Annotated in this window: 17 protein-coding genes; 4 read left to right on the top strand and 13 right to left on the bottom strand. The window is 47.6% G+C overall.

The genetic code is table 11. The annotated features are described in order from the left end of the window. Window positions 1–50 precede the first annotated feature (50 nt). Window positions 51–1,442 carry an asparagine--tRNA ligase gene (gene asnS / locus ACVBEJ_RS09535; protein ID WP_447129401.1) on the bottom strand — a complete coding sequence of 464 codons (1,392 nt, stop codon included), beginning with the start codon at window positions 1,440–1,442 and terminating at the stop codon, window positions 51–53. 22 nt (window positions 1,443–1,464) lie between these two features. Continuing rightward, complete coding sequence (locus ACVBEJ_RS09530; RefSeq protein WP_447129400.1) at window positions 1,465–2,676, bottom strand: MFS transporter; 1,212 nt, start codon at window positions 2,674–2,676, stop codon at window positions 1,465–1,467. Between the two features lie 135 nt (window positions 2,677–2,811). Between ACVBEJ_RS09530 and ACVBEJ_RS09525 the strand changes: the two genes are divergently transcribed. The 4 genes from ACVBEJ_RS09525 to ACVBEJ_RS09510 all read left to right on the top strand — a co-directional run bounded on the left by ACVBEJ_RS09525 (window position 2,812) and on the right by ACVBEJ_RS09510 (window position 7,709). Beyond that, complete coding sequence (locus tag ACVBEJ_RS09525) at window positions 2,812–3,300, top strand: TIGR00645 family protein (protein WP_447129399.1); 489 nt, start codon at window positions 2,812–2,814, stop codon at window positions 3,298–3,300. Window positions 3,301–3,424: 124 nt separating this feature from the next. Next, window positions 3,425–4,084, top strand: coding sequence for a methylamine utilization protein (locus tag ACVBEJ_RS09520; RefSeq protein ID WP_447129398.1), 660 nt, complete (start codon window positions 3,425–3,427; stop codon window positions 4,082–4,084). Between the two features lie 11 nt (window positions 4,085–4,095). Beyond that, the gene (locus tag ACVBEJ_RS09515) at window positions 4,096–6,453 is read left to right on the top strand and encodes a bifunctional diguanylate cyclase/phosphodiesterase (protein ID WP_447129397.1); all 2,358 of its coding nucleotides are present in this window, start codon (window positions 4,096–4,098) and stop codon (window positions 6,451–6,453) included. Continuing rightward, window positions 6,450–7,709 carry a hypothetical protein gene (locus ACVBEJ_RS09510; RefSeq protein WP_447129396.1) on the top strand — a complete coding sequence of 420 codons (1,260 nt, stop codon included), beginning with the start codon at window positions 6,450–6,452 and terminating at the stop codon, window positions 7,707–7,709. The genes ACVBEJ_RS09515 and ACVBEJ_RS09510 overlap by 4 nt, the downstream gene beginning before the upstream one ends. Before the next feature lie 199 nt (window positions 7,710–7,908). On the opposite strand, the gene ACVBEJ_RS09505 is transcribed toward ACVBEJ_RS09510, so the two are convergent. The 11 genes from ACVBEJ_RS09505 to ACVBEJ_RS09455 all read right to left on the bottom strand — a co-directional run bounded on the left by ACVBEJ_RS09505 (window position 7,909) and on the right by ACVBEJ_RS09455 (window position 20,559). Beyond that, window positions 7,909–8,298, bottom strand: coding sequence for a tetratricopeptide repeat protein (locus ACVBEJ_RS09505; RefSeq protein WP_447129395.1), 390 nt, complete (start codon window positions 8,296–8,298; stop codon window positions 7,909–7,911). Between the two features lie 63 nt (window positions 8,299–8,361). Then, window positions 8,362–8,946, bottom strand: coding sequence for a 1-acyl-sn-glycerol-3-phosphate acyltransferase (locus tag ACVBEJ_RS09500; RefSeq protein WP_447129394.1), 585 nt, complete (start codon window positions 8,944–8,946; stop codon window positions 8,362–8,364). 155 nt (window positions 8,947–9,101) lie between these two features. Then, on the bottom strand, window positions 9,102–10,685 hold the full coding sequence (locus ACVBEJ_RS09495) for a peptide chain release factor 3 (RefSeq protein WP_447129393.1): 1,584 nt from the start codon (window positions 10,683–10,685) through the stop codon (window positions 9,102–9,104). 97 nt (window positions 10,686–10,782) lie between these two features. After that, window positions 10,783–11,388: a mobile mystery protein B gene (locus ACVBEJ_RS09490; RefSeq protein WP_447129392.1), complete on the bottom strand. Its 606-nt coding sequence runs from the start codon at window positions 11,386–11,388 to the stop codon at window positions 10,783–10,785. Beyond that, window positions 11,381–11,845 carry a mobile mystery protein A gene (locus ACVBEJ_RS09485; protein WP_447129391.1) on the bottom strand — a complete coding sequence of 155 codons (465 nt, stop codon included), beginning with the start codon at window positions 11,843–11,845 and terminating at the stop codon, window positions 11,381–11,383. The genes ACVBEJ_RS09490 and ACVBEJ_RS09485 overlap by 8 nt, the downstream gene beginning before the upstream one ends. Before the next feature lie 91 nt (window positions 11,846–11,936). After that, window positions 11,937–12,446 carry an antirestriction protein ArdA gene (locus ACVBEJ_RS09480; RefSeq protein WP_447129390.1) on the bottom strand — a complete coding sequence of 170 codons (510 nt, stop codon included), beginning with the start codon at window positions 12,444–12,446 and terminating at the stop codon, window positions 11,937–11,939. Between the two features lie 563 nt (window positions 12,447–13,009). Continuing rightward, the gene (locus ACVBEJ_RS09475) at window positions 13,010–14,035 is read right to left on the bottom strand and encodes a hypothetical protein (RefSeq protein WP_447129389.1); all 1,026 of its coding nucleotides are present in this window, start codon (window positions 14,033–14,035) and stop codon (window positions 13,010–13,012) included. A 159-nt stretch (window positions 14,036–14,194) separates the two neighbouring features. Beyond that, window positions 14,195–16,129 (bottom strand): ATP-binding protein, encoded by a 1,935-nt coding sequence (locus ACVBEJ_RS09470; protein ID WP_447129388.1) that lies wholly within the window; start codon window positions 16,127–16,129, stop codon window positions 14,195–14,197. Window positions 16,130–16,141: 12 nt separating this feature from the next. Further along, entirely contained in the window at window positions 16,142–17,341 is a 1,200-nt protein-coding gene (locus ACVBEJ_RS09465) for an SIR2 family protein (RefSeq protein ID WP_447129387.1), read from the bottom strand. Window position 17,342: 1 nt separating this feature from the next. Next, window positions 17,343–18,524 (bottom strand): GIY-YIG nuclease family protein, encoded by a 1,182-nt coding sequence (locus tag ACVBEJ_RS09460; protein WP_447129386.1) that lies wholly within the window; start codon window positions 18,522–18,524, stop codon window positions 17,343–17,345. After that, window positions 18,517–20,559, bottom strand: a complete 2,043-nt coding sequence (locus ACVBEJ_RS09455) for a DEAD/DEAH box helicase (RefSeq protein ID WP_447129385.1) — start codon at window positions 20,557–20,559, stop codon at window positions 18,517–18,519. Before ACVBEJ_RS09455 ends, ACVBEJ_RS09460 begins: the two co-directional genes overlap by 8 nt. Window position 20,560 lies beyond the last annotated feature (1 nt).

The following is a 20,560-nucleotide window of genomic DNA, read 5'->3' as shown; positions in this document are numbered from 1 at the left end:
TTTACGGCGTGTCACAGCAAGGAGTATCCGGTTCGCGTTTTACAAATTTGTCAAAACGGCGCAGACCCCGGAGTCCTCGGAAACGGAATGGCATCGCGTATATTTTCCATTCCGCTGATGTAATTGATTAACCGCTCAAAACCCAAACCAAAACCGGCGTGGGGTACGGTGCCGTAACGACGTAAATCCCGGTACCACCACAAATGCTCGCGCATTTCGGCGTCCATACGGCTGTCCAGTACATCGATGCGATCTTCCCGCTGGCTGCCGCCAATCAACTCGCCCACACCGGGCACCAGTACATCCATGGCAGCCACGGTTTTGTTGTCGTCGTTCAGGCGCATATAAAACGCTTTGATGTCTTTCGGATAATTCTTCACAACCACCGGGCCCTTGGCGTATTCCTCACACAAAAAACGTTCGTGTTCCGAGGCCATATCCACACCCCACTGCACCGGGAATTCGAATTTTTTACCGGACTTTTGCAGAATGTCGATGGCATCCGTGTAATCCATATGCACGAATTCGGAATCCACCACATTCTGCAAACGGTCAATGGCCTCTTTGTCCACCCGTTGAGCAAAGAAGGCCATGTCGTCTTCACGCTGCTCCAACACCTGATTGAATACATTCTTCAGAAAGTCTTCCGCCAGCGCCGCATCGTCTTCCAGATCCGCAAAGGCAATTTCCGGCTCCACCATCCAGAATTCTGCCAGGTGGCGGGAGGTGTTGGAATTCTCCGCCCGGAACGTGGGCCCAAAGGTGTACACCTTGCTCATGGCCAGGCAGTAAGATTCCACATTGAGCTGACCGGATACAGTGAGGAAGCTCTCGCTGCCAAAAAAGTCCTGACTGTAATCCACATCGCCTTTGTCCGTGCGCGGCAGATTGGCCATATCCAGAGTGGATACCCGGAACAACTCTCCGGCCCCCTCGCAGTCGCTGCTGGTAATCAGTGGCGTGTTTACCCAGTGAAAACCGTTGTTGTAAAAATAGTTGTGAATGCTGTTGGCCACCGTATTACGCAGGCGGGTAATGGCACCAAAAGCGTTGGTGCGCGGGCGCAGGTGAGCCTGGGTGCGCAGGTATTCGAAGGTGTGGCGTTTCTTGGCGATGGGGTAAGCCTCCGGGTCGTCCACCCAGCCCACCACCTCTACTGCATCCGCCTGAATTTCCACCGACTGTCCTTTGCCCTCGGACTCCACCAGTGTGCCACTGATAACTACTGCACAACCGGCGCCCAAGTGAGTAACTTCCTCGTAATTGTCCAGGGTTTCCGGCACCACGGCCTGTATGGGGTCAAAACAGCTGCCATCGTGTACCGCCACAAAGGAAATACCCGCCTTGGAGGTACGACGAGTGCGTACCCAGCCTTTTACCGTGACGCTGGAATCCAGTTCACAGTCACCGCGAAACAGAGAGACAATGGAATGTGCTGCCATATTTCTACTACCTTCTTGCTCTTTACGATTTTTGCCACTGGGCGGGAGAGCGCCAGTGAGTAATGTTATCTGGATTGGGTGCCTCCGGCACATTGCTGGCCAACAACAGCGAGATCAGAGCCATACCTGCCCCCAGCAAAAACACCAGGCCCGGTGATGTCAACCAAATCAAACCAAACAGCGCCGGGATCACCACGGCGGCGATATGATTAATGCTAAAACTCACCGCTGCGGTAGAGCTGATGTCTTTCGGATCGGCGATTTTCTGGAAGTACGTTTTCATGGCAATGGCCATGGCAAACAACACATGGTCAATAATATACAGCGCCGCCGCGATATTGGCGCTTTCCACAAAAGCGTAGCCAGTAAACACCAGCGCCAGACCAATGTACTCCACCCGCAGGGCAACGCGCTCCCCCACCCGGCTGATCCAGGCGCCAATTTTAGCCCCCAACAAGGTATTCAGTACATGATTGGCCAGGTACAACAGCGCCACATCTGCCACCGAATAGCCAAATTTCTCCACCATCAGGAAACCGGCAAACACCACAAAAATCTGCCGCCGCGCACCGCCCATAAAGGTCAACGCGTAATAGAGCCAATAGCGTTTGCGCAAAATGATTTTTTTATGTTGCACGTGGGGCTGAGCAAATGCGGGAAAAGCCAGCGCAGCAAACAGCACCAGCCCCATGGAAATGACCCCGGCGATCAGGTACACCCAGTGATAGTCCACATCAAAAAAAGTAGTGGACAGCCAGATCAAACCGTACGCCAGCACCGCCGCCGCTGACTTGCTCGCCACCAGTTTACCCAGACTTTTGGCGGAGCTGTCCAAGGGGAACCATTGCAACGCCAGCGATTGCTGCACGGTTTCGTAGTAGTGAAAGCCAATGGACATCAACACCGTAGTGCAATACAAGCCGATGGCCGACGGAAAGTACCCGGTTACCGCCACCCCCAGCCCCATAATGCCCATGGACACAAGGGCCAGGGATCTCTCCCGTAGCACCAACAGCAAAAACACCGCCGTAAACGCCAGAAAGCCCGGCACCTCGCGCAGACTGTGGAGAATGCCAATTTCTTCGCCAGTAAAAGCCGCCCGCTCAATCACAAAATTATTGAGCAGCGACAGCCAGGTGGCGAAAGACAGCGACATGGCAAAGGTGAGCAACAACAGAAATACTTCCGGGTTGCGCCAGGCTTGTGAGCCTGGGTAGGAATTTTGAGGTGACATACGGCGGTGTGGTAGTAAAACAGGTTCTTGGTAAAACAAGGCGCAATGATACCACCGCCTTGGGTCATCAGGGTTAAACAAGGAAGACTTTCTGATATATTTAGCCACTCCACAACTGACGAATTTGATAACACAATGGAACGACTGATCGAAGGGCTGTTATACCGCGCCAGGTGGCTGCTGGCACCGATTTACCTGGGTTTGAGTCTGGCGGTGGTGGCGCTGGGTGTGAAGTTTTTTATGGAGTTGTATCACCTTTTGGTGGACAGCCCATTTATCACCGAAGCCAAGATGATTCTGATTGTGCTGTCCCTGATCGACATCGCCATGGTCGGCGGCCTGATTGTGATGGTGATGATGAGCGGCTACGAAAATTTTGTATCCCAGCTCGACATAGACGCCAGTGACGAAAAACTCAACTGGCTGGGCAAGATGGATTCTTCGTCACTGAAAGCCAAAATCGCGGCAAGTATTGTGGCCATATCCTCCATCCATCTGTTGAAAAAATTCATGGATATTGAAAATCTCGACCACGACGACCTCAAATGGTACGTCATTATTCACCTCACCTTTGTGGCTTCTGCCTTTGCCATGGGTTATCTCGACACAAAGGTCAAGAAATAGCAGCAACAGCCGATAACATAACTGGTTCGCAATTTTGCGGTTTTCTGCGAACCCTTTACTTCTATCAAAACACCGACACCGGTCTTTCTACAATAAAAACCGCTTTTGATTGTGAGGGAAACCCATGCTGCGACCCGGTTACTGGGCCCCGTGCCTGTTGCTATTATTTTGCTGTGAAGCCAGTGGCTCGACACTCACCATTGAAGTCACCGACCGCAACGGCAGAACGGCGAATCTTGAGCAAGCCGTGGTATACGCCATACCGCAATCACCGCTGGCAAACCCGGCTCTGGACAGGCCAGCCACCATCGTCCAGCGCAATCTGCAGTTTGACCCCTACATATCCGTTATTCAGCGCAATAGTCAGGTGATATTCCCCAATCGGGACGACACCAGCCACCACGTTTACTCTTTTTCCCCTGCCAAATCCTTCGAGTTGCCACTGTACAAAAAACAGCTGCCCGGGCCAGTCCTGTTCGACAAACCAGGCCTGGTGGTTCTGGGCTGTAACATCCACGACTGGATGCTGGCCTACCTACTGGTGGTGGACACACCATTTTTTACCCAATTAAGTGAAGACAGACAGCAGCTTGCTGATGTACCCGCCGGCACATACCAGTTGCATCTGTGGCACCCCCGCCTGCATAAGAAAGACCAGGTTCCCATAGAGGTAGAGGTTATTGATGGACAACCACTGACGGTGGCCTTCAAACTGACGCGCAAGCTGAAAAAACCATTCCGCCCGGAAGCCCCGGGGCAACAATTTGATGACGATAACTATTAGGGCCTGTTGACGTGAAGCTGCCAAAGCAATTCTGTACTCTGCGCTGGCGTATATTTATCAGCTTTTTCCTGCTGTTGTTGAGCCTGCAATGGGTTACCCTCGCCCTCACCTACAAAGCCAGCCGGGAAAATCTGGACCAGACAATCCGCAGCCAGCTGCTGGCCTCTCAACGGCTTTTTGGCAGTGAATGGCAATCCAGCAACCAACACTTGCAGCGCTCCGTAGACACAATTGCCAAAGACTGGAGTTTTCGCGAGGCCGTCGGCAGTGAAGACCCGGAAACCATCAGCAGCGTGCTACTCAACCACAGTGGCCGCATTGCTGCCGATATTGCACTGTTTACCGACCTCGACGGCAACCCTCTATCCCAGGTTGGGCAATCCCCCATTGCCCTTGGAGAAGCCCAACGCGCACTGATGCAGCAAAACCTGAATTCACAGGTACATTTGATATACAGCAACCAGCGCTTTTATCGCCTGATACTGGCCCCGGTAAAATTGCCCCTGCCTGTGGGCTGGGTGGGCATGGCATTTGAGCTCGACGAGGATCACACAGGCCAGTTCAAGCAGTTGACCAACCTGGATACCAGCTACCTGTACACCGGTGATATTGCCCCTCGACTATTGGCAAGCACACTGCTTGCCAATGACAACAACGACTACGCGGAACTGCTGGCAAGTGCGGCAAAAAATTCGGGCAAGATCGTAAACGTCAGCGGCTCCCTCGCATTGATGAAGCCCATGCCGGATACCGGCAACCCGAACTTTCAAATTTTGCTGTCACAACCACTGGAGCCACTGCTATCGGGGTTCCGCTCCCAGTGGACAGAACTGATTCTATTGTTGGTTGTCGGGGTATTGTTGACAGTTGCTGTGGCTTATTTTGTGGCCCGCAGCATCACCAACCCTGTACAACAACTGTTACAGGCCATCGGCAGTGTAGGTACTGGCAATTACTCCCCGGTAATCAGCGTTACCGGCAGCAGCGAAATTAACGCCCTGTCGGAAGAATTCAACCACATGCAACGCAAGGTTGCCTTGCGCGAGCAGGAAATTATTTTCCGCGCCAGCCACGACAGCATTACCGGTCTTTACAACCAGACGGGTTTTTTGCGGGCCGTTGAGCAGCAATTAAAATTCTACAGCCACGGTAATGCCAAGGCAGATATTGTGGTGCTGAAAGTCAAACGCCTGCAAGATGTAAAGCACACCCTTGGGCACAGCCTGGGCGACAAGTTACTGCAACAAATCGGCGAGCAATTGCAGGCCATCAGCACGCAAATTGTTCTCTGCTATCTGGGCAACGACTGTTTCGCTGCGTTTGTGCCGCAAACCCACCAGGCAGGCAACGCACTGGACGCCATGCTCAACCAGTTCAAACACCCCTTTCAGTTGCAAGACATCTCTATTTTGCTGGGAGCGCAGGCGGGTGTTGCCCGCTACCCGGAACACGGTGACGCGGCCGATGCCCTGTTAAGATTTGCCGAAATTGCCCTTGATTACGCCATAGAAAAACGCACCCCCTGGATGCTGTACAACCCGGAACACGACAGCCACAGCGTATTTCGCCTGGCGGTGTTGCACGAACTCAGCAACGCCATAAAAACCGATCAACTGCAACTGCACTACCAGCCCAAGCTGGAAATACGCAACGGCCTTGAAGGTGCCCGCCCCACTCAGGTAGAGGCACTGATACGCTGGATTCATCCAGAGCACGGCTTTGTTGGCCCGGATCAGTTTATTCCCGCCGCCGAGCAATCCGGGCTGATCACCGAACTCACCGAATGGGTCATCGACAGAGCCATCCAACAGAGTAAGAGCTGGCAACAACAAGGCATTAGTTTGAAAGTTGCCGTGAATATTTCCGCCGCCGACTTGTTATCGGGCGACCTCACCAGAGTGGTTCCGGAACGCTTGCAGGCCCACCGCGTCGAGCCGGACAGACTGGTACTGGAAGTCACGGAAAGTGCCGTTGTGGAAGACCCTGAAAAAGCCGTTGCCCTGCTCAACAGACTAAGAGCACAAGGCGTTGGGCTCTCGGTGGATGATTACGGCACCGGCTACTCATCGCTGGCACAACTCAAACAACTGCCCGTACACGAACTGAAAATCGACCGGGAATTTATCAGCGACATTGCCACCAATTCCAGCGATGCCCTGATCGTACAGTCCACCATCAACCTCGGGCACCGCATGGGCATGACTGTGACTGCGGAAGGCATTGAAGACGCAGAATCCCTGAAAATGCTGGAGCGTTTTAACTGCGATTTTGCCCAAGGTTACTTTATCAGCAAGCCCCTGCCCGCCGAGCAGCTGGAACAATGGTGGCAGGACAATTACGGTACAAAGCCCGTGGAGAACAAGCTGTGACGCGCAAAGCCCTGCTGTTTCTGATCAGCGCTTACCTGCCTTGCAGCTGGGCAGCAGAAATCTCACCCCAACCGTCGCCCCTGAAGCTCTCTGGAATTATCGAATTGCAGTTGTCACAGAGTAACGGCCTGACCTCCTGGCTGAACCGGGGACAAGGCAAACAGCTCCATGGCGGCAACGACAACACGCGAATTCAAAGTGGCCTCAGCGGTCTGGAACTGGACTATCGCCTGAACCACAGCGCCCACCTGAAAGCCAGCGTGCTGTACAACCAGAAACCGGGTAACCGCCTGGATGTGACGGAACTTTACTGGCAATACCGCCCCCTGAGCCAATCCCGCTGGCGCCCCAGCTACAAAGTGGGCTTCTTTTATCCGGCCCTGTCACTGGAAAATCGCGGTCGCCTGTGGAGTTCCCCGTATACCATCACTTCATCCACCATTAACAGCTGGATTGGCGAAGAACTGCGCACGGCGGGTGCCGAGGTGCAGTGGCGTAACCTAGGGCGTCAGCGCCAATCTTTTCACGATTTTGGAGTCACCGCTGCCCTGTTTGGCTTTAACGACAGTACCGGCTCACTGCTGTCCTGGCGAGGCTGGACAAACAGCGAACGTCAAACCGGCATTGGTGGCCGCTTGCCACTGGCCAACCGCCCCACTTTTGCCCCCGGCAGAGTTCTGGCGGAACAAGTCCCGGAAGTCGAACCCTTTATCGAGCGGGACAACCGCATCGGTTACTACACCGGGCTGCACTGGAACTATCGCCAGCGCAGTAAAGCGACCCTGCATTACTACGATAACAACGCGGACCCGAGTGCTTTTGAGCGGGGCCAATACGCCTGGCATACGCGCTTTTTGCACTTGGCAGCGCAACACCGCATCCACTCACACTGGGAAGTGCTGGCACAGTACACCCGCGGCCGCACCCAAATGAATAACGCCACGGTTAACGTAGTGAATAATCGTTTTGATTCCGGCTATCTGATGCTGGCCGGTCGTTGGGGCTCGCAGAGACTGGCCCTGCGCTGGGAGAGTTTTCATGTGGATGACCTGGACGGCACCTTTATGGACAGCAATGGCGAAAATGGCAGCAGCACCACCATCAGTTACAGCTACCGATTCGGCGGGCAGTGGAAATTCGCCGGCGAAGCCATAAACATTCGCACCAACCGCAGAGAGAGGCGCTATAGCGGGTTACCAGAGCAAGCTGATGAAACCCGGTTGATAATCAGTACTCGCTATTTTTGGGAATCTTAATCGTCAACATGGTAGTCAGAAATCTGTCACCCTCGCTTGCTGCTACTCTGTCATTCTCAGCTGCTACGCTGTCATCCTCACTGGCCACACTCTCTCCTCACTGGCTACACTGTCATCCTGAGCGCAGCGAAGGATCTCAAGCCCCCGAAAACTGTAAGATTCTTCGCTGCGCTCAGAATGACAACATTGAAGTTCAAGATCAATCATCACCAGATGAGCGCCCGAATTTCTCCACAATATCCAGGTACTGCTCAATGGTGGCTCGCTCTTTCGCTTTATCCGCCGTAGCAATAAAGCGTTTTATCTCCGCCATGGCCATGTCTTTTTCACCCTGTTTCCACAGACTGTTAAACAGCGCTACCGACGATTTGCCAGCGCCGGGCTCCAGGCCCACCAGTTTGGCGAACCACTTGCTGGATTCGGCGTAATTACCCGCATTGAAATTGGAACCCGCCAGCATCATCAGAGCGGCGCGGTTTTTGGGATCGTAATTGACGACCTCAACCAGCAACATCCAGGCATCGCTGTTATTGCCTTTTTGCAGCAATTTTTTGGCGTGATCGAGAATTTCATTTAAGTCGGGTTGCATAAGATTGCTATTCATTTAACAGTTTGTCATAGCCGCGTTGTCTCGCTTCTGACAATGAGGGAATTAAAATTTCTCAGGGTATTTTGGTGTGAACTGGCGATAGTATTGTTTAATTTCCAACAACTGCTGATCCACATCTTCACGAACTTCAACCAACTCGCCAAAGCGAATGAGCCTGTGTTCAAAATCCAGGGAGGCAAGCAACACCGGGCAGCCCGCTGAGTAAGCAATACGCAAAAAACCGCTTTTCCACTTTTCCACCTTACTGCGAGTGCCCTCTGGCATAATGCCGATCACCAGCTGATCACTGGCACAAATTTTATCGGCAATTTGTTCAGCAATGCCTTTGGTGTTGTCTCGATCCAATGGAATACCACCGAGTTTGAAAAACAGGGTTTTAAAGGGAAATACAAAAATGCTGTGCTTGGCCAACCAGTTAGCTTTGATATCAAACGCCATCACCACCGCCATGGCGATCACAAAATCCCAGTTGGAGGTATGGGGCGCGCCAGCAACAATAAACTTTTTCAAATCGGGAATGCGCCCCTCTACCTGCCAGCCCATAGCATTGAGTAAGGTGCGACCAAACCAGCGGGTAAAGCCGCTGCGGTTGGCACGTAGGTGTTGGGGAATATCGGCTGGGGTCATAGGTCGGCTACGGGTTGTGTTTTATTGACATCCTGAGCAAAGCGAAGGATCTCACAGCGCAACATTGCATTCAGATTCTTCGCTACGCTCAGAATGACAGCTTGGCAAGAGCTGTAGCTCGTTGCTTGAAGTACGTTGCTCGCAACCCGAAACAGTCAATGCTCCCTGGTCGCCCGAAAAGTTACATCCGGATAACGCTCTTCGGTCAGCGATAAATTCACCCGCGTTGGCGCCAGGTAGGTCAGATGGCCGCCGCCATCAACGGCCAGGTTTTCTTTGCACTTGCGCTGAAATTCTTCGAACTTTTTCGGGTCTTCGCCATCCACCCAGCGGGCGGTGTTAACATTTACGGGCTCGTAAATGGCTTCCACTTTATATTCGTCTTTCAGGCGATAAGCCACCACTTCAAACTGCAGCACACCCACCGCGCCCACCACAATGTCGTTGCTGTTTTTTGGGAAGAACACCTGCGTGGAGCCTTCTTCCGACAGTTGCTGCAAACCTTTTTGCAGGGCTTTTAATTTCAATGGATCTTTCAGGCGAATGCGGCGAAACAGCTCCGGTGCGAAGTGGGGAATACCGGTAAATTTCAGGGGTTCCCCTTCAGTAAAGGTGTCGCCAATCTGTATTGTGCCATGGTTGTGCAGACCGATGATGTCGCCGGAAATGGCCTCCTCCACATGGGAGCGATCCCCCGCTAAAAATGTTACCGCGTCGGCAATTTTCACGTCTTTGCCGATCCGCACATGCTTCATCTTCATACCCTTGGAATAGGTTCCTGAACAAATGCGCATAAAGGCAATTCGGTCCCGGTGCTTGGGATCCATGTTGGCTTGTATTTTAAACACAAAGCCGCTGAATTTTTCTTCCGTCGGTTCGATGGTGCGCTCATGGGTTTCCCGGGCAATGGGCGTGGGTGCCCACTCAACAAAACCATCGAGCATCTCGCGCACACCAAAGTTGCCCATGGCGGAGCCGAAAAATACCGGGGTCAGTTCACCGGCCAGGTATTCTTCCAGATCAAATTCATGGCAGGCTCCGCGCACCAATTCAATTTCTTCGCGCACATCGTCCGCGTAGGGGCCGAGCAGCTCTGTAAACTCGTTGCTATCAATGCCTTTAATTTGCAGGTCATCATTGATGGTGTGCCCCATACCCTGCTGATATACGTGCACGGTATCGGTGTACAGGTTGTACACACCCTTGAATTCCCTGCCCATACCCAACGGCCAGTTGATAGGTGCAGCCTTGATCTTGAGCACTTCTTCAACTTCGTCCATCACCTCAATAGGGTCGCGGATGTCGCGGTCCATTTTGTTGATAAACGACAAAATCGGCGTATCCCGCAGACGGCATACCTCCATCAGTTTGATGGTTCGATCCTCCACACCCTTGGCGCCATCAATCACCATCAGCACAGAATCCACAGCGGTGAGAGTGCGGTAGGTGTCTTCGGAAAAGTCTTCGTGTCCTGGTGTATCCAGCAAGTTCACCGTGCGCCCACCGTAGGGAAACTGCATCACCGATGAGGTCACCGAGATACCCCTTTCCTGCTCCATGCTCATCCAGTCGGACTTGGCATGAGGGCCCTTCTTGCCTTTTACCGACCCCGCCAACTGAATGGCATTGCCGAACAGCAGCATTTTTTCAGTTATGGTGGTTTTACCTGCATCGGGGTGCGAGATGATAGCAAAGGTTCTACGTGCTTGAATTTGTTGAAGAAAATTGCTATCTGCCACTCTGATTACCTTAATTTACACCTAAATTTACACCTATTAATAAAACGCTTCTCTGGTCGAAACCGGAAAGGCGCGCCATTTTACCTAAACGGTAAACCTATACACCAACAAACTTAAACAATTCTTCAAAATCGTGTCCGTCGGCTTTCCTAAGCGCCGCGATATATTGGTCACGGCGCTCATTCATTTGTTCTAGCTTGTATCCACCCGCCCAATCTATAGCAGGCTCGTTCATAAGCTTGGTTAAGACGGCATCGGCCATAATGCGCGAATGTCTGCCATTCCCGTTTGGGAACGGGTGAATGTAGACAAGCTTGTGATGAAAACGCGCTGCCAGCTCTTTAGGTGGATATGTGCCGTTTTCTACCCAATACTGAGTGTTGTCCAAAAGCTGTCTTAGCTCGATAGCCACCTGAAATGGGTCTACCCCAATATTCTTCTCAGTCAGTCGAAATGTGCCAGCCCACTTCCAAACTTTGCCAAACAGCTTCTTATGGAGTGTGCGGACAAAATCTTCTGTAAGCACATCAGGCTTCTTCTGCTTTTTCAGCCATTGCAAGCCTTCATCAATATTGGCCTGCTCCAGCTCGTCCAACTCTCCCCTTGTTGAGACGTGCTTATAGCGAAGCCCCTCCATTTCATCGGGATCAAGAGGCGTTGCACCATCAGGGTATTCCCCAATATCTGAATGATCATCACTCATTGCGGCTCCAGAAATTGGATGGCATCTTGTCCATAATCTCCTCCGCAATGCGCTCTATCTCAGATTCAAGCCTTTCCTTATCAAGTGACTGAGCTTCCAAAGCCATCTGCGTAGATGCTTCATTGACCCTCTCTACAGCCTTCTTTCTCGCCTGCTCTTGAATAACCTGCTCAACATCTGTCTTAGGAATAACGGCATAGACAAACTTGCAATCCATAGCCTCAGCCATTTTTTGCATCGTTTCTAGCTTCACACTTCCGGCCAGTTCGCCTTTTTCAGTCTTGGAAACCTGCCATTTACTGACACCTAGACGCTCAGCCAATTGAGGGCCAGTCATTCCAAGCGCTTTTTTTACTGTTTTAAGCCATCCTTCAGGTGGGCGCACAGGAAAGTTATCAAGCTGGTGAACAGCTTGATTTACCTTATCTCGATACTGTTTTACAACGATCTTATCCATGCTCAGTCTACCTAAAAGTTGACTCAATTTTATTTAAAGTCAACCTAAAGGTACACTATTAAACTATGCGAGTCAACTTGAAAGTTGACTATTAAGCACTCCAAAAGATATGTACTTCCTGATAACCTGCCTCAATAGTGAAGATATCCCCGCTTAACTCCATATCACGCCCCATGCGCTCATAGTCGATATACATTTCTAAGTGACTGGGTATATCTCCCGTCTGTTCGGTTAATTCTTGAGCGTAATCTGCAACACTGGTATGACACCCGCAATAACTTTCCTCTATGGCTTTTCGGGCTTCTTCAATATCGCTGTAATAGGCCAGCAATTCCGCGCCTAGCTCGTCATGCTCTTCGATAAAGCAAGCGACTTCATGTGCGCTGTCTACCCCTTCGTACTCACTTAGACGATAACTACCAAACCCCTCGTAATCATGGATCGCGTACTCTTCCGCGCCTTCTTCGGGGCTAGAAGCCAGCATGGTATTGATTTGGTCTTGTATCTCGTCAAGTTCAAGCGTTGCGTCGATCCAGCACCCATGCAAACAACCGTTATTGTACGCCGCTAAATCTGCTACATAGATTTTTATACCTGTCATTGTCTTCACCCTTTAATTCGGTTTTGAGGTTTTTGAACCGCGCGTTTTTGCGCTGCTCATGAACCTCTGCCGACGTTGGCGAGACGACGGGGGTGAAAGAATCCAGAACAAATTGCGGAGGGTCTGCCCCATACAATGGATCAGGCGGAAACCGTCATTTTTCTTGATTCTGAGGGGGTGTAACGCCCCTCCTTGTTTTATGCACTTACACTCTTTTTCTTAAAACCTATTTCTCCTGCCTTTTCTTGTCCTGATTGATGACATGAAAGCTGACACTCCTATCAAGAGACATCTTCTTCTCTTCGTTTCGACCACAGGTGATAGGAAAACCGTCTTTCCGAACAAACACGCCCTCCGACAAAAAGGAGGATCAAATGAGATTAATAACAAGATTTGAATTAGCGACAAAAACAGACGAAGAGCTTCACACACTCCTCAGACAAACATTCAATGCGGTGGCTTCACCTAACCCAATTCATAGAAGCAACGCCTTAGCATCAATACAAAATATTCAGAATGAGCTTATTTCAAGGGTATTGCACCCTTGATCAAATAAAAAAGACTCAATCACTTGCTGTGGAGGAATAGGACAACCCCGAAAAGAGAGACTCCATCTTTTCAATAAACTTAGGCGTATTACTCACACCCCAGTTTCGAGCTACATAGTAGCCTTGACCGTCGAAGTTTAACTCCGGGTCTCGGTTAAACCGATATTTAGAATATCGCTTTTCTGTTTCAGTCATCTCCTCAGTTCGTTTCAGCAGTTTAAAACTGCACGACGTATCCGCTCGCAAGAGGTCAAATGCCTCACTATCCAAAAGACCTTTGGACTCAAGCAGCAGTACAGTATGGTATCCAATATCCGATTTTTTAAATTCGTTTTCATAGACTTCATCTTGATACGAAATCGTAAAGAGTGAGCGGTCTTTCTTTGATACCCTAGAAACACGTTCTTCCCTACGCTTTTGCCTGACTTCAATTTGATAGCTTTCAGCCTCTGGAAGAGGAATGATCTGATCAGCACTGAGAACCAACTTTTCATCAATCTTATGTAGAGTCAAACGTACGCAACTAATATCCAAGTCTCGCTCATTTAACCATAGCACCGATGTTGTAATTTCTTTTGAGAAATTCGCGGACGCCAGCACGATACGTACATTCTGCGCAAAATCATCCTCTCTGGGCGATTCCCAGCCCAAAAACTCGCATAATTTGGACTCGGCATCTATATCCATCGCGTTACTGGTTAAATACTTTTGAAAAGCTATCTTGGCCTGATCCCATGTCATGTTAGCAACCATCGCCGCATAACGAATAGCTTGCAGTTCCATATGACCACCGCTATCAGTACGCTTAAGCTCGATTACAACCAAATTGGCATCTTTATCAATCGCCAATAAGTCAACTCGCCGTCCACTTTCATCCCAGTCTCCGAACTCCTCCGCAATAACCAGTACATCTGGATCAATTACTTCTATATTGCTTTTTAAAAGTCTCTGAAGATCGCGCCTCTCCCATAGGTTTTCCTCCTGAAAACTAGTAGAAACAAGAGGAGAAAGTGCATCATCAGTCAATTGATAGAGTGCCATTATTTTTCCAATCTCTGTTCGTTTTGAAATCCACTATGCCATTACAAATAGACTACTTACATATAATATCCATACCTTACCTGCGGCTTTTCTTCGCTATTCAGATATTTCATTATTTCACCAACCTTTCACGCCAAAACGTCTGCTACCCCACAATATCTAAGCATTTGGCAGAAACCACTCTTCAGGTATATTACAGTTTTTACTGTTAGGCTCTGGGTTTGCAAGCTGTACTTTTACATGCATAGGCATAGTAACGCAATTACCAAAAACCAGCGCCTCGCCGGGAACAGAGAGCTTGATCTTACTGGTCAAGTCTTCCGAAAAATAAGGAAGAATTGCGTTCACATAGCGCATATCAACTTCGTTCTGAATCCTGTGAACGACAAAGTTAGCACACTGAGAAAGTACAGTTTCTGATAGCTCAGAAGGACGCTGCGAAGATACTAGAAGAAACAGAGAGTATTTTCTTCCCTCCCTAGCTATCCTCTCAAAAACATTCTCACGAAGTATGTATTGATAATCTTTTTTTATATATCTGTGCGCCTCATCCAATACGAGATGCACAGGGTTTTTCCGTCTATTGTCACCAACTAACTTTTTACGACTTGAAAATAGCACTCTGGAAACCACCGAGGTCAGGGTTTCAAGTGCATCATTCCCCAATTCGCTTGTATCTATTATCACCAAATGCGTCTTACCATCATTTTGATCGCCATTTGACCATAGGCTTTCCACATAATCGGCTTCACTTTTTGCGTCATTAAAAGAGGATCGCATAAATTCACAGTCGCCATTCTCAAGAAAGTAGTCAAGCCGCGTCATTAAGGTCGATGTATATTCCCTCAACCTTTTATTTCCACGCGCATCCTCTTCGAGCAAAGCCATGTGTGCCGATAGCCGTAAAAACTTATAATCGAAATGCTCTCCGTAGGGAAATCTGTAGTTAGATACTGTCTGGTAATGGGCTAAATCAATTTTTCCATAAACACTATCAGTTGCATTTTTAAGTGCTTGATCGTTTTGTCCGTAATTTAGTGTACAACTTGAACCTAGTGCCTCAAGGTCACCTAAGACCCCCTGGTCTTTAAATGAATCACTCAATTGATCATCTTCCTCAATAAGCGATCTCAGACTAGCGATAACATTAGCGGCAGCCGTGATATTTACAGTGTCAGATTCTGCTTGATTCAAGACGCTATATATCATTCCGCATATCTTGTGTCTGATATAACTAGCAAATATCGGCCTTTCATCTTCTCTTACTGTTCCAATTTTATAAAAGCGGTAACTTTCTTGAAGAACACGATCCCAGAAAGGTCGCTGCGTCGCTTCAGTTGCTAAAAGAAATGAACTCCATTCGTCTAAATTTAGCAAAAAGTGCGGGAGATAGAATGGCTTGTATCCGTCAGATTCGACAGTTATATTTGGCTTATAAAGTTCAACCTTGATGCTATCATCCCGAGAGTGGTCTGAAAATGCGTTTCTATATTCACCATTAACATCAAATATCAGAATTTTTGAACCAATTGCACCATAGTTAGTTTTCTGGTGTATATCCTGAATTATGTGGGCAATCGTATTAGACTTACCGCTACCAGAATTACCAAGCACAGCGGAATGAATATTAAAAAAACGATCAATATTTATATCTACAGGATAATTGATCAGATTCTTGCTTTTACCCAAATAGAAACTACTGTGGACATTTCCATCATCCGAATCATCTGTCCGCAGTATTAATTTCATATCATCAAAAGTGACAATACTGACATCGCTATACAAGCTCGGAAATATTCCTACGCCCAGCTCAAATTCATCATCCCTGTTTATTGTTCCAATTGGCTTTAGCACCAGCTCTCGACTTCCTTCAAGATCAAATTCATGATCTCGCTTTGTTGTGTCGTTATCAAATATGGAAACAACCTCACAAACCAGAACTTCTCCAACTGCGTTTGATGTTTTTAGATAACTCCCGATATTGCCAAAGTAGTAGACCACGCCAGCCACATTAACGGAATTTCCGCGAATATCCGAAGCAACTTTTACTTTGAATTGGTTATAGTTGACTGACGTTATTTTTCCGACCTTCATTTCAAACGCCCTTTACTCATCACGGGATCGCCCCTTTATTTTTGAAACAAAGTCCTTAACGATGTCGTCTTCTCTGTTAGCATCCAGATCAGGCAATAAGTCGGTAACTATATTTTCGAAGTAGTGTGCTTTTTGAGTTACCCCATCAACTTCAACTTCTCCGAAAAACTTATAAACTCTTCTATCGTCAATTTTGAATAAGGGAGTTTCTGGGTAATCACCAAGAATTAGAACACTCAATGAAGAATTTGATGCTAACGCCTGATAAAGCATATTGTTTATATGTTCATCGCTAAAACTGTACCCTATAACCACTAATACACTATGCTTAAGAAGCAATCTCTTTTGAAATTCCCGAATTATGTCCGCATAAGGCGAACCTAAGCTCTTGTTTTGTTTTAACGGTGTAGGATATATAAGGACATTTTTGTCTGGCCTATCAGTTGAGCCTTCTATTTCAACTTCTCGAATGTTGAAAAATGAGTTGCCTTCACATTCGATCCAGTTGATTGAACCGTGAAGCTTGAACAAATAGACCATATTCTCCAACGGCTCATACTTTTCAAGATTAGCGTCTACTTTTCTCGAATAAGTGTAACTGTATCTTGCAGGGTTAAAATATCTGCTTAGTCCGCCGCCAAAACCGTTGTTATAGTTTATATTCAGATAGTCTAAAGACTTTTCACTAAGTAAATCATTGTTAGTTGTAAAAACATTTACGCGAGCCAAGTCTTTATTTCTAAGCGACAACTTGTGATAAAAGGTTTGATAAAGCCCAAGAGCCTTTTGAGCATCATCGCCATCCAAATCTATATTTATCTGGTGATACATTTCCTCTTCAACGAGGTTAATTAGACCACTTGTAATTGCATCTTCGTCTTGACCCGCCCCTTCCAAATAGGACTTATGGGAATAGAGAACTGAAAGCACTTCTTCAAGATTGCTTCCCGATGTTTTCTTAATTTCTTCAAATCTACTTTGTTTGTCTTTATGCTCATCCTGTCCAAGCTTCGATTCGACTTGAGCAAGCATCCCGTCCATACTTGGAATTGCATCAGCACTTGCGCCTGAACCCAAGAGAAAATGAAGGTTTTTAATGCTAACAAGATCATTGATCTTGGACTTTACGATATCTACAGCCGATTTTTCATCAGAAGCATCAACCAGCAGGTCATCTTGACCCTGAAAAAAACTCACCTTTAAATCTGCCATATCAACTCCGTACTAGGCAGGCACTATCAATATCATATTGATAATCACCAATCGTGCCGTCTTTAATCTTTTCTACGACCTCATCCACCACGAATAGAGGCACTAAAAACCACTCTCTCGGAACGACTGGATTTCCAAACCTATCATCTATTTGAATATCCAACCTAGCATTGTTAAAGAACTTATGAATAAGCCCTTCAAGCTTCTTACGGTTGATATTGAATAGCTCATATGTGGCTACAACTTCAACATCGGCCATAAGATAAGTTGGGTCAGTTTTTGGATTGCCAATTCTAGACTTAACATCGCTGCCTGTTACACCGATCTTATGAATGACATCGCGGCTCTTGTTTACGACTGGGTGATCTAATTTGCTTCTAAGGACATAGATAGTTCCACTTGCCAAATCTCCTTCATCCATTTCTCCTGAGAATAATGGCCCCATATCAGGGTCGGTCAACCTGCGTCCAGCTTCATCCTTGTACAATGCTCTTTGCAATGAACGCCGTAGAATATTGCTTTCCGTTCCATTGGAATAAACAGCCCTTAATCTCGCATCACTCTCGCCATTGGGAGCTTTAAACTCTTCACCTATCTCAGCCACATAAACAAGCTGACCACCAAGAATGAAGAAATTTCCAATTTCAATAGAGGTGTCTTTGCCAAATCGCAGAGATTTCCTACTACCCTCATCCAGCTCTTGTTTTGCCAAATCAAATAACGGTCTGAAACTATCAAAGTCCTCACAAGGTGTTCTATCAGCGATTTCTTCTGCCGCTTTCTTCTCAGCATTGGTTCTGACATGCTGGATATGGGTTACATCACCTTCTTTTGGCGACTCAACACCAAGCTCCTTTAATAGCTCTTCATCAGAGTCATATTCTGCTTTTGGCTCTTCGACTTTCCCAGAGTTTGCTAGCAAGCATTGATGATCCATCTCGCGCAAAAGCTCTACACATTCCTTTTGCTTCTTAATCTGACCTAACCGTGTAGCATAAAGCCTTTCAAATATATCCTTATCTTCACCATACCTCGGTGCATAACCATGCTCGTCAACAAAGCGTTGAATTTCTTCAAAGCCCGCAATAATGCGCTCTTGTTTTGGAGTAAGTTTTGCTTTTTTCTTGGCCTTTGCTTCGACACCCAGTGCATCAAGAAGCTCCAAGTCTGACAATTCAGCCATTAGCTTCCTCCACTGCCTTTCTTTGCAAGAAGGCTATGCCCTCTGCCATGCGCTTTTCCCAAGGATCAGCGGCGGTGATATCTGGCAAGCGTCCACGCTCCTCTTTGAATTTCAAGGCACGTTTTGCAAGCTCTCTTGCCTCTTCATGCGTCAGGCTAACTTTCTTTGATGCGATGACAGCAGCAACCTGTTTTAAACTTTCCTCACTCATGGACTTGGCAAGAATTGAGTAGGCTTCGTTAAATGGGTTAATACTGTCAATAAGATCAATTTCCAGATCACGAACATCCATAGCAAATTTTCTAACACCATCAATTAATGCGGTATTACCAGCTTGTACATTTTCGTCTGTTGTAATGATTTCTTTGGCTTTCTGCGTTAGATTCAGCGCAGCAATCGCGTGCTGTCTTACTGCCTCTTGATCTTCTTCATCAAGCTCAGGGTATTTGTCTTTGATGATTTTACCCATGCGAACCTGCGTTAATTCTTCAGGAACTGTTTCTTCATCAAACAGACCGCGCTCTAAAGCTGTTTTGTCCTGAACAAATGCAGTTATGACCTCATTTAGGTCTTCATTACAAATACGCTGTGCGCTTTCACTTTTTGGTTCCACCAGCCCGTCTATTTCTATTTGGAATTGACCAGTGCTTTCATTAAAGCCAATATTGGTTTGATCAGGCTTATAACCTTCTTCGCCATAGTCATAGCCTTCGGCAGGAGTATTTGTAGGTCTCTTTGGCGTAAAATTGAACTTAGGAGCAAGCACCTGCTCCATAAGAAGGCTGGCAGCTATTGCTTTGAGTGTATCATTAACTGCATCAACAACTGCACCTTCCTCAGCATCAGGCTCGGCAATAAGATTTGTAAATCTAGCGTGGGTTTTACCTTCCGCGTCACGGGTTGCCCGGCCTATGATCTGGATGATTTCTGTAAGACTGGAACGATAACCAACTGTTAGCGCGTGTTCACACCAAATCCAGTCAAAACCTTCCTTGGCCATACCCAAGGCAATAATGATATCTACGTGATCACGATTATTTTTTTGAGCAGGGTCTTTAAGTGCTGCGGAAACAACATCGCGCTTCGCATCATCATCCACCAAATCTGCAATTTTAAGCACGTGGCCATCACTGGTTTTAACCAGATGAAAACCAGTATCTGGATCAGTGCCCTGCCAATCTCCTAGCTCTTGAAGGATATGCTCAACTTCTTTGTGCTTATCCTTCGTGCTTTCCCGTGAATTAACACTTGGGATATGAATAATGGTTTTCTCATTCGGATTTAAAACGCTCAGAATTTCATCCGAATATGAACCTGAATAAAAGTAATAGCCTATATCCAGCGTTTTCAGATATTCGTAACCGTTTAACTGCTCATAGTAGGTGTAAGTAACTGTATCAAAATTGGCTTCATCTTCGGGAGCCAACACAGCTTCAGCATCCCCCCTAAAATACGAGCCAGTCATTGCAACGATATGGACTTTATCTCTGGCAATAAATTGAGCTAACTGATTCCCTAGAATATTGTCGGGATTGGCGCTTACATGATGAAACTCATCCACAGCGATTAGGCAATTATCAAAAACCTCATATCCAAAACGCTCTACCGCAAAACGGAAGGTCGCATGAGTACAAACTAAAATTCTGTCTTTGCTCTCAAGAAATGACTTAACGGAATTAACTTTGCCTCCATCTTCACCCGGAGCATTACACAAATTCCATTTTGGCTCTACACTCCAATCCCAGTAGAATCCGTAGTCGCTTAACGGCTCATCATTAAAGCTGGCACCAATAGATTTTTCAGGTACGACTATCAGAGCTTTATCGACACTCTGATTGTTTAGCTTATCTAAAGCAACAAACATCAAGGCACGGCTTTTACCAGATGCGGGGGGCGACTTGATAAGAAGATACTCCTCACCCCGCTTTTCATATGCCCGCTCCTGCATAACACGCATACCAAGCTCATTTGATTTTTTTGAGCTTCCATTGCAAGCATAATTTACAGATACCGAGGGTATAGACTTATGATCCATA

It is taken from the genome of Porticoccus sp. GXU_MW_L64 (assembly GCF_052983295.1).
The sequence above is the reverse complement of the archived record's forward strand: the minus strand, read 5'-3'. Positions and strand labels throughout refer to the sequence as shown.

Bases quoted from the DNA above. Each gene is read 5' to 3' on its own strand.
- asnS (WP_447129401.1), bottom strand. From the start codon at position 1,442: ATGGCAGCACATTCCATTGTCTCTCTGTTTCGCGGTGACTGTGAACTG.
- ACVBEJ_RS09530 (WP_447129400.1), bottom strand. From the start codon at position 2,676: ATGTCACCTCAAAATTCCTACCCAGGCTCACAAGCCTGGCGCAACCCG.
- ACVBEJ_RS09525 (WP_447129399.1), top strand. From the start codon at position 2,812: ATGGAACGACTGATCGAAGGGCTGTTATACCGCGCCAGGTGGCTGCTG.
- ACVBEJ_RS09520 (WP_447129398.1), top strand. From the start codon at position 3,425: ATGCTGCGACCCGGTTACTGGGCCCCGTGCCTGTTGCTATTATTTTGC.
- ACVBEJ_RS09505 (WP_447129395.1), bottom strand. From the start codon at position 8,298: ATGCAACCCGACTTAAATGAAATTCTCGATCACGCCAAAAAATTGCTG.
- ACVBEJ_RS09500 (WP_447129394.1), bottom strand. From the start codon at position 8,946: ATGACCCCAGCCGATATTCCCCAACACCTACGTGCCAACCGCAGCGGC.
- ACVBEJ_RS09490 (WP_447129392.1), bottom strand. From the start codon at position 11,388: ATGAGTGATGATCATTCAGATATTGGGGAATACCCTGATGGTGCAACG.
- ACVBEJ_RS09485 (WP_447129391.1), bottom strand. From the start codon at position 11,845: ATGGATAAGATCGTTGTAAAACAGTATCGAGATAAGGTAAATCAAGCT.
- ACVBEJ_RS09480 (WP_447129390.1), bottom strand. From the start codon at position 12,446: ATGACAGGTATAAAAATCTATGTAGCAGATTTAGCGGCGTACAATAAC.
- ACVBEJ_RS09475 (WP_447129389.1), bottom strand. From the start codon at position 14,035: ATGGCACTCTATCAATTGACTGATGATGCACTTTCTCCTCTTGTTTCT.
- ACVBEJ_RS09470 (WP_447129388.1), bottom strand. From the start codon at position 16,129: ATGAAGGTCGGAAAAATAACGTCAGTCAACTATAACCAATTCAAAGTA.
- ACVBEJ_RS09465 (WP_447129387.1), bottom strand. From the start codon at position 17,341: ATGGCAGATTTAAAGGTGAGTTTTTTTCAGGGTCAAGATGACCTGCTG.
- ACVBEJ_RS09460 (WP_447129386.1), bottom strand. From the start codon at position 18,524: ATGGCTGAATTGTCAGACTTGGAGCTTCTTGATGCACTGGGTGTCGAA.
- ACVBEJ_RS09455 (WP_447129385.1), bottom strand. From the start codon at position 20,559: ATGGATCATAAGTCTATACCCTCGGTATCTGTAAATTATGCTTGCAAT.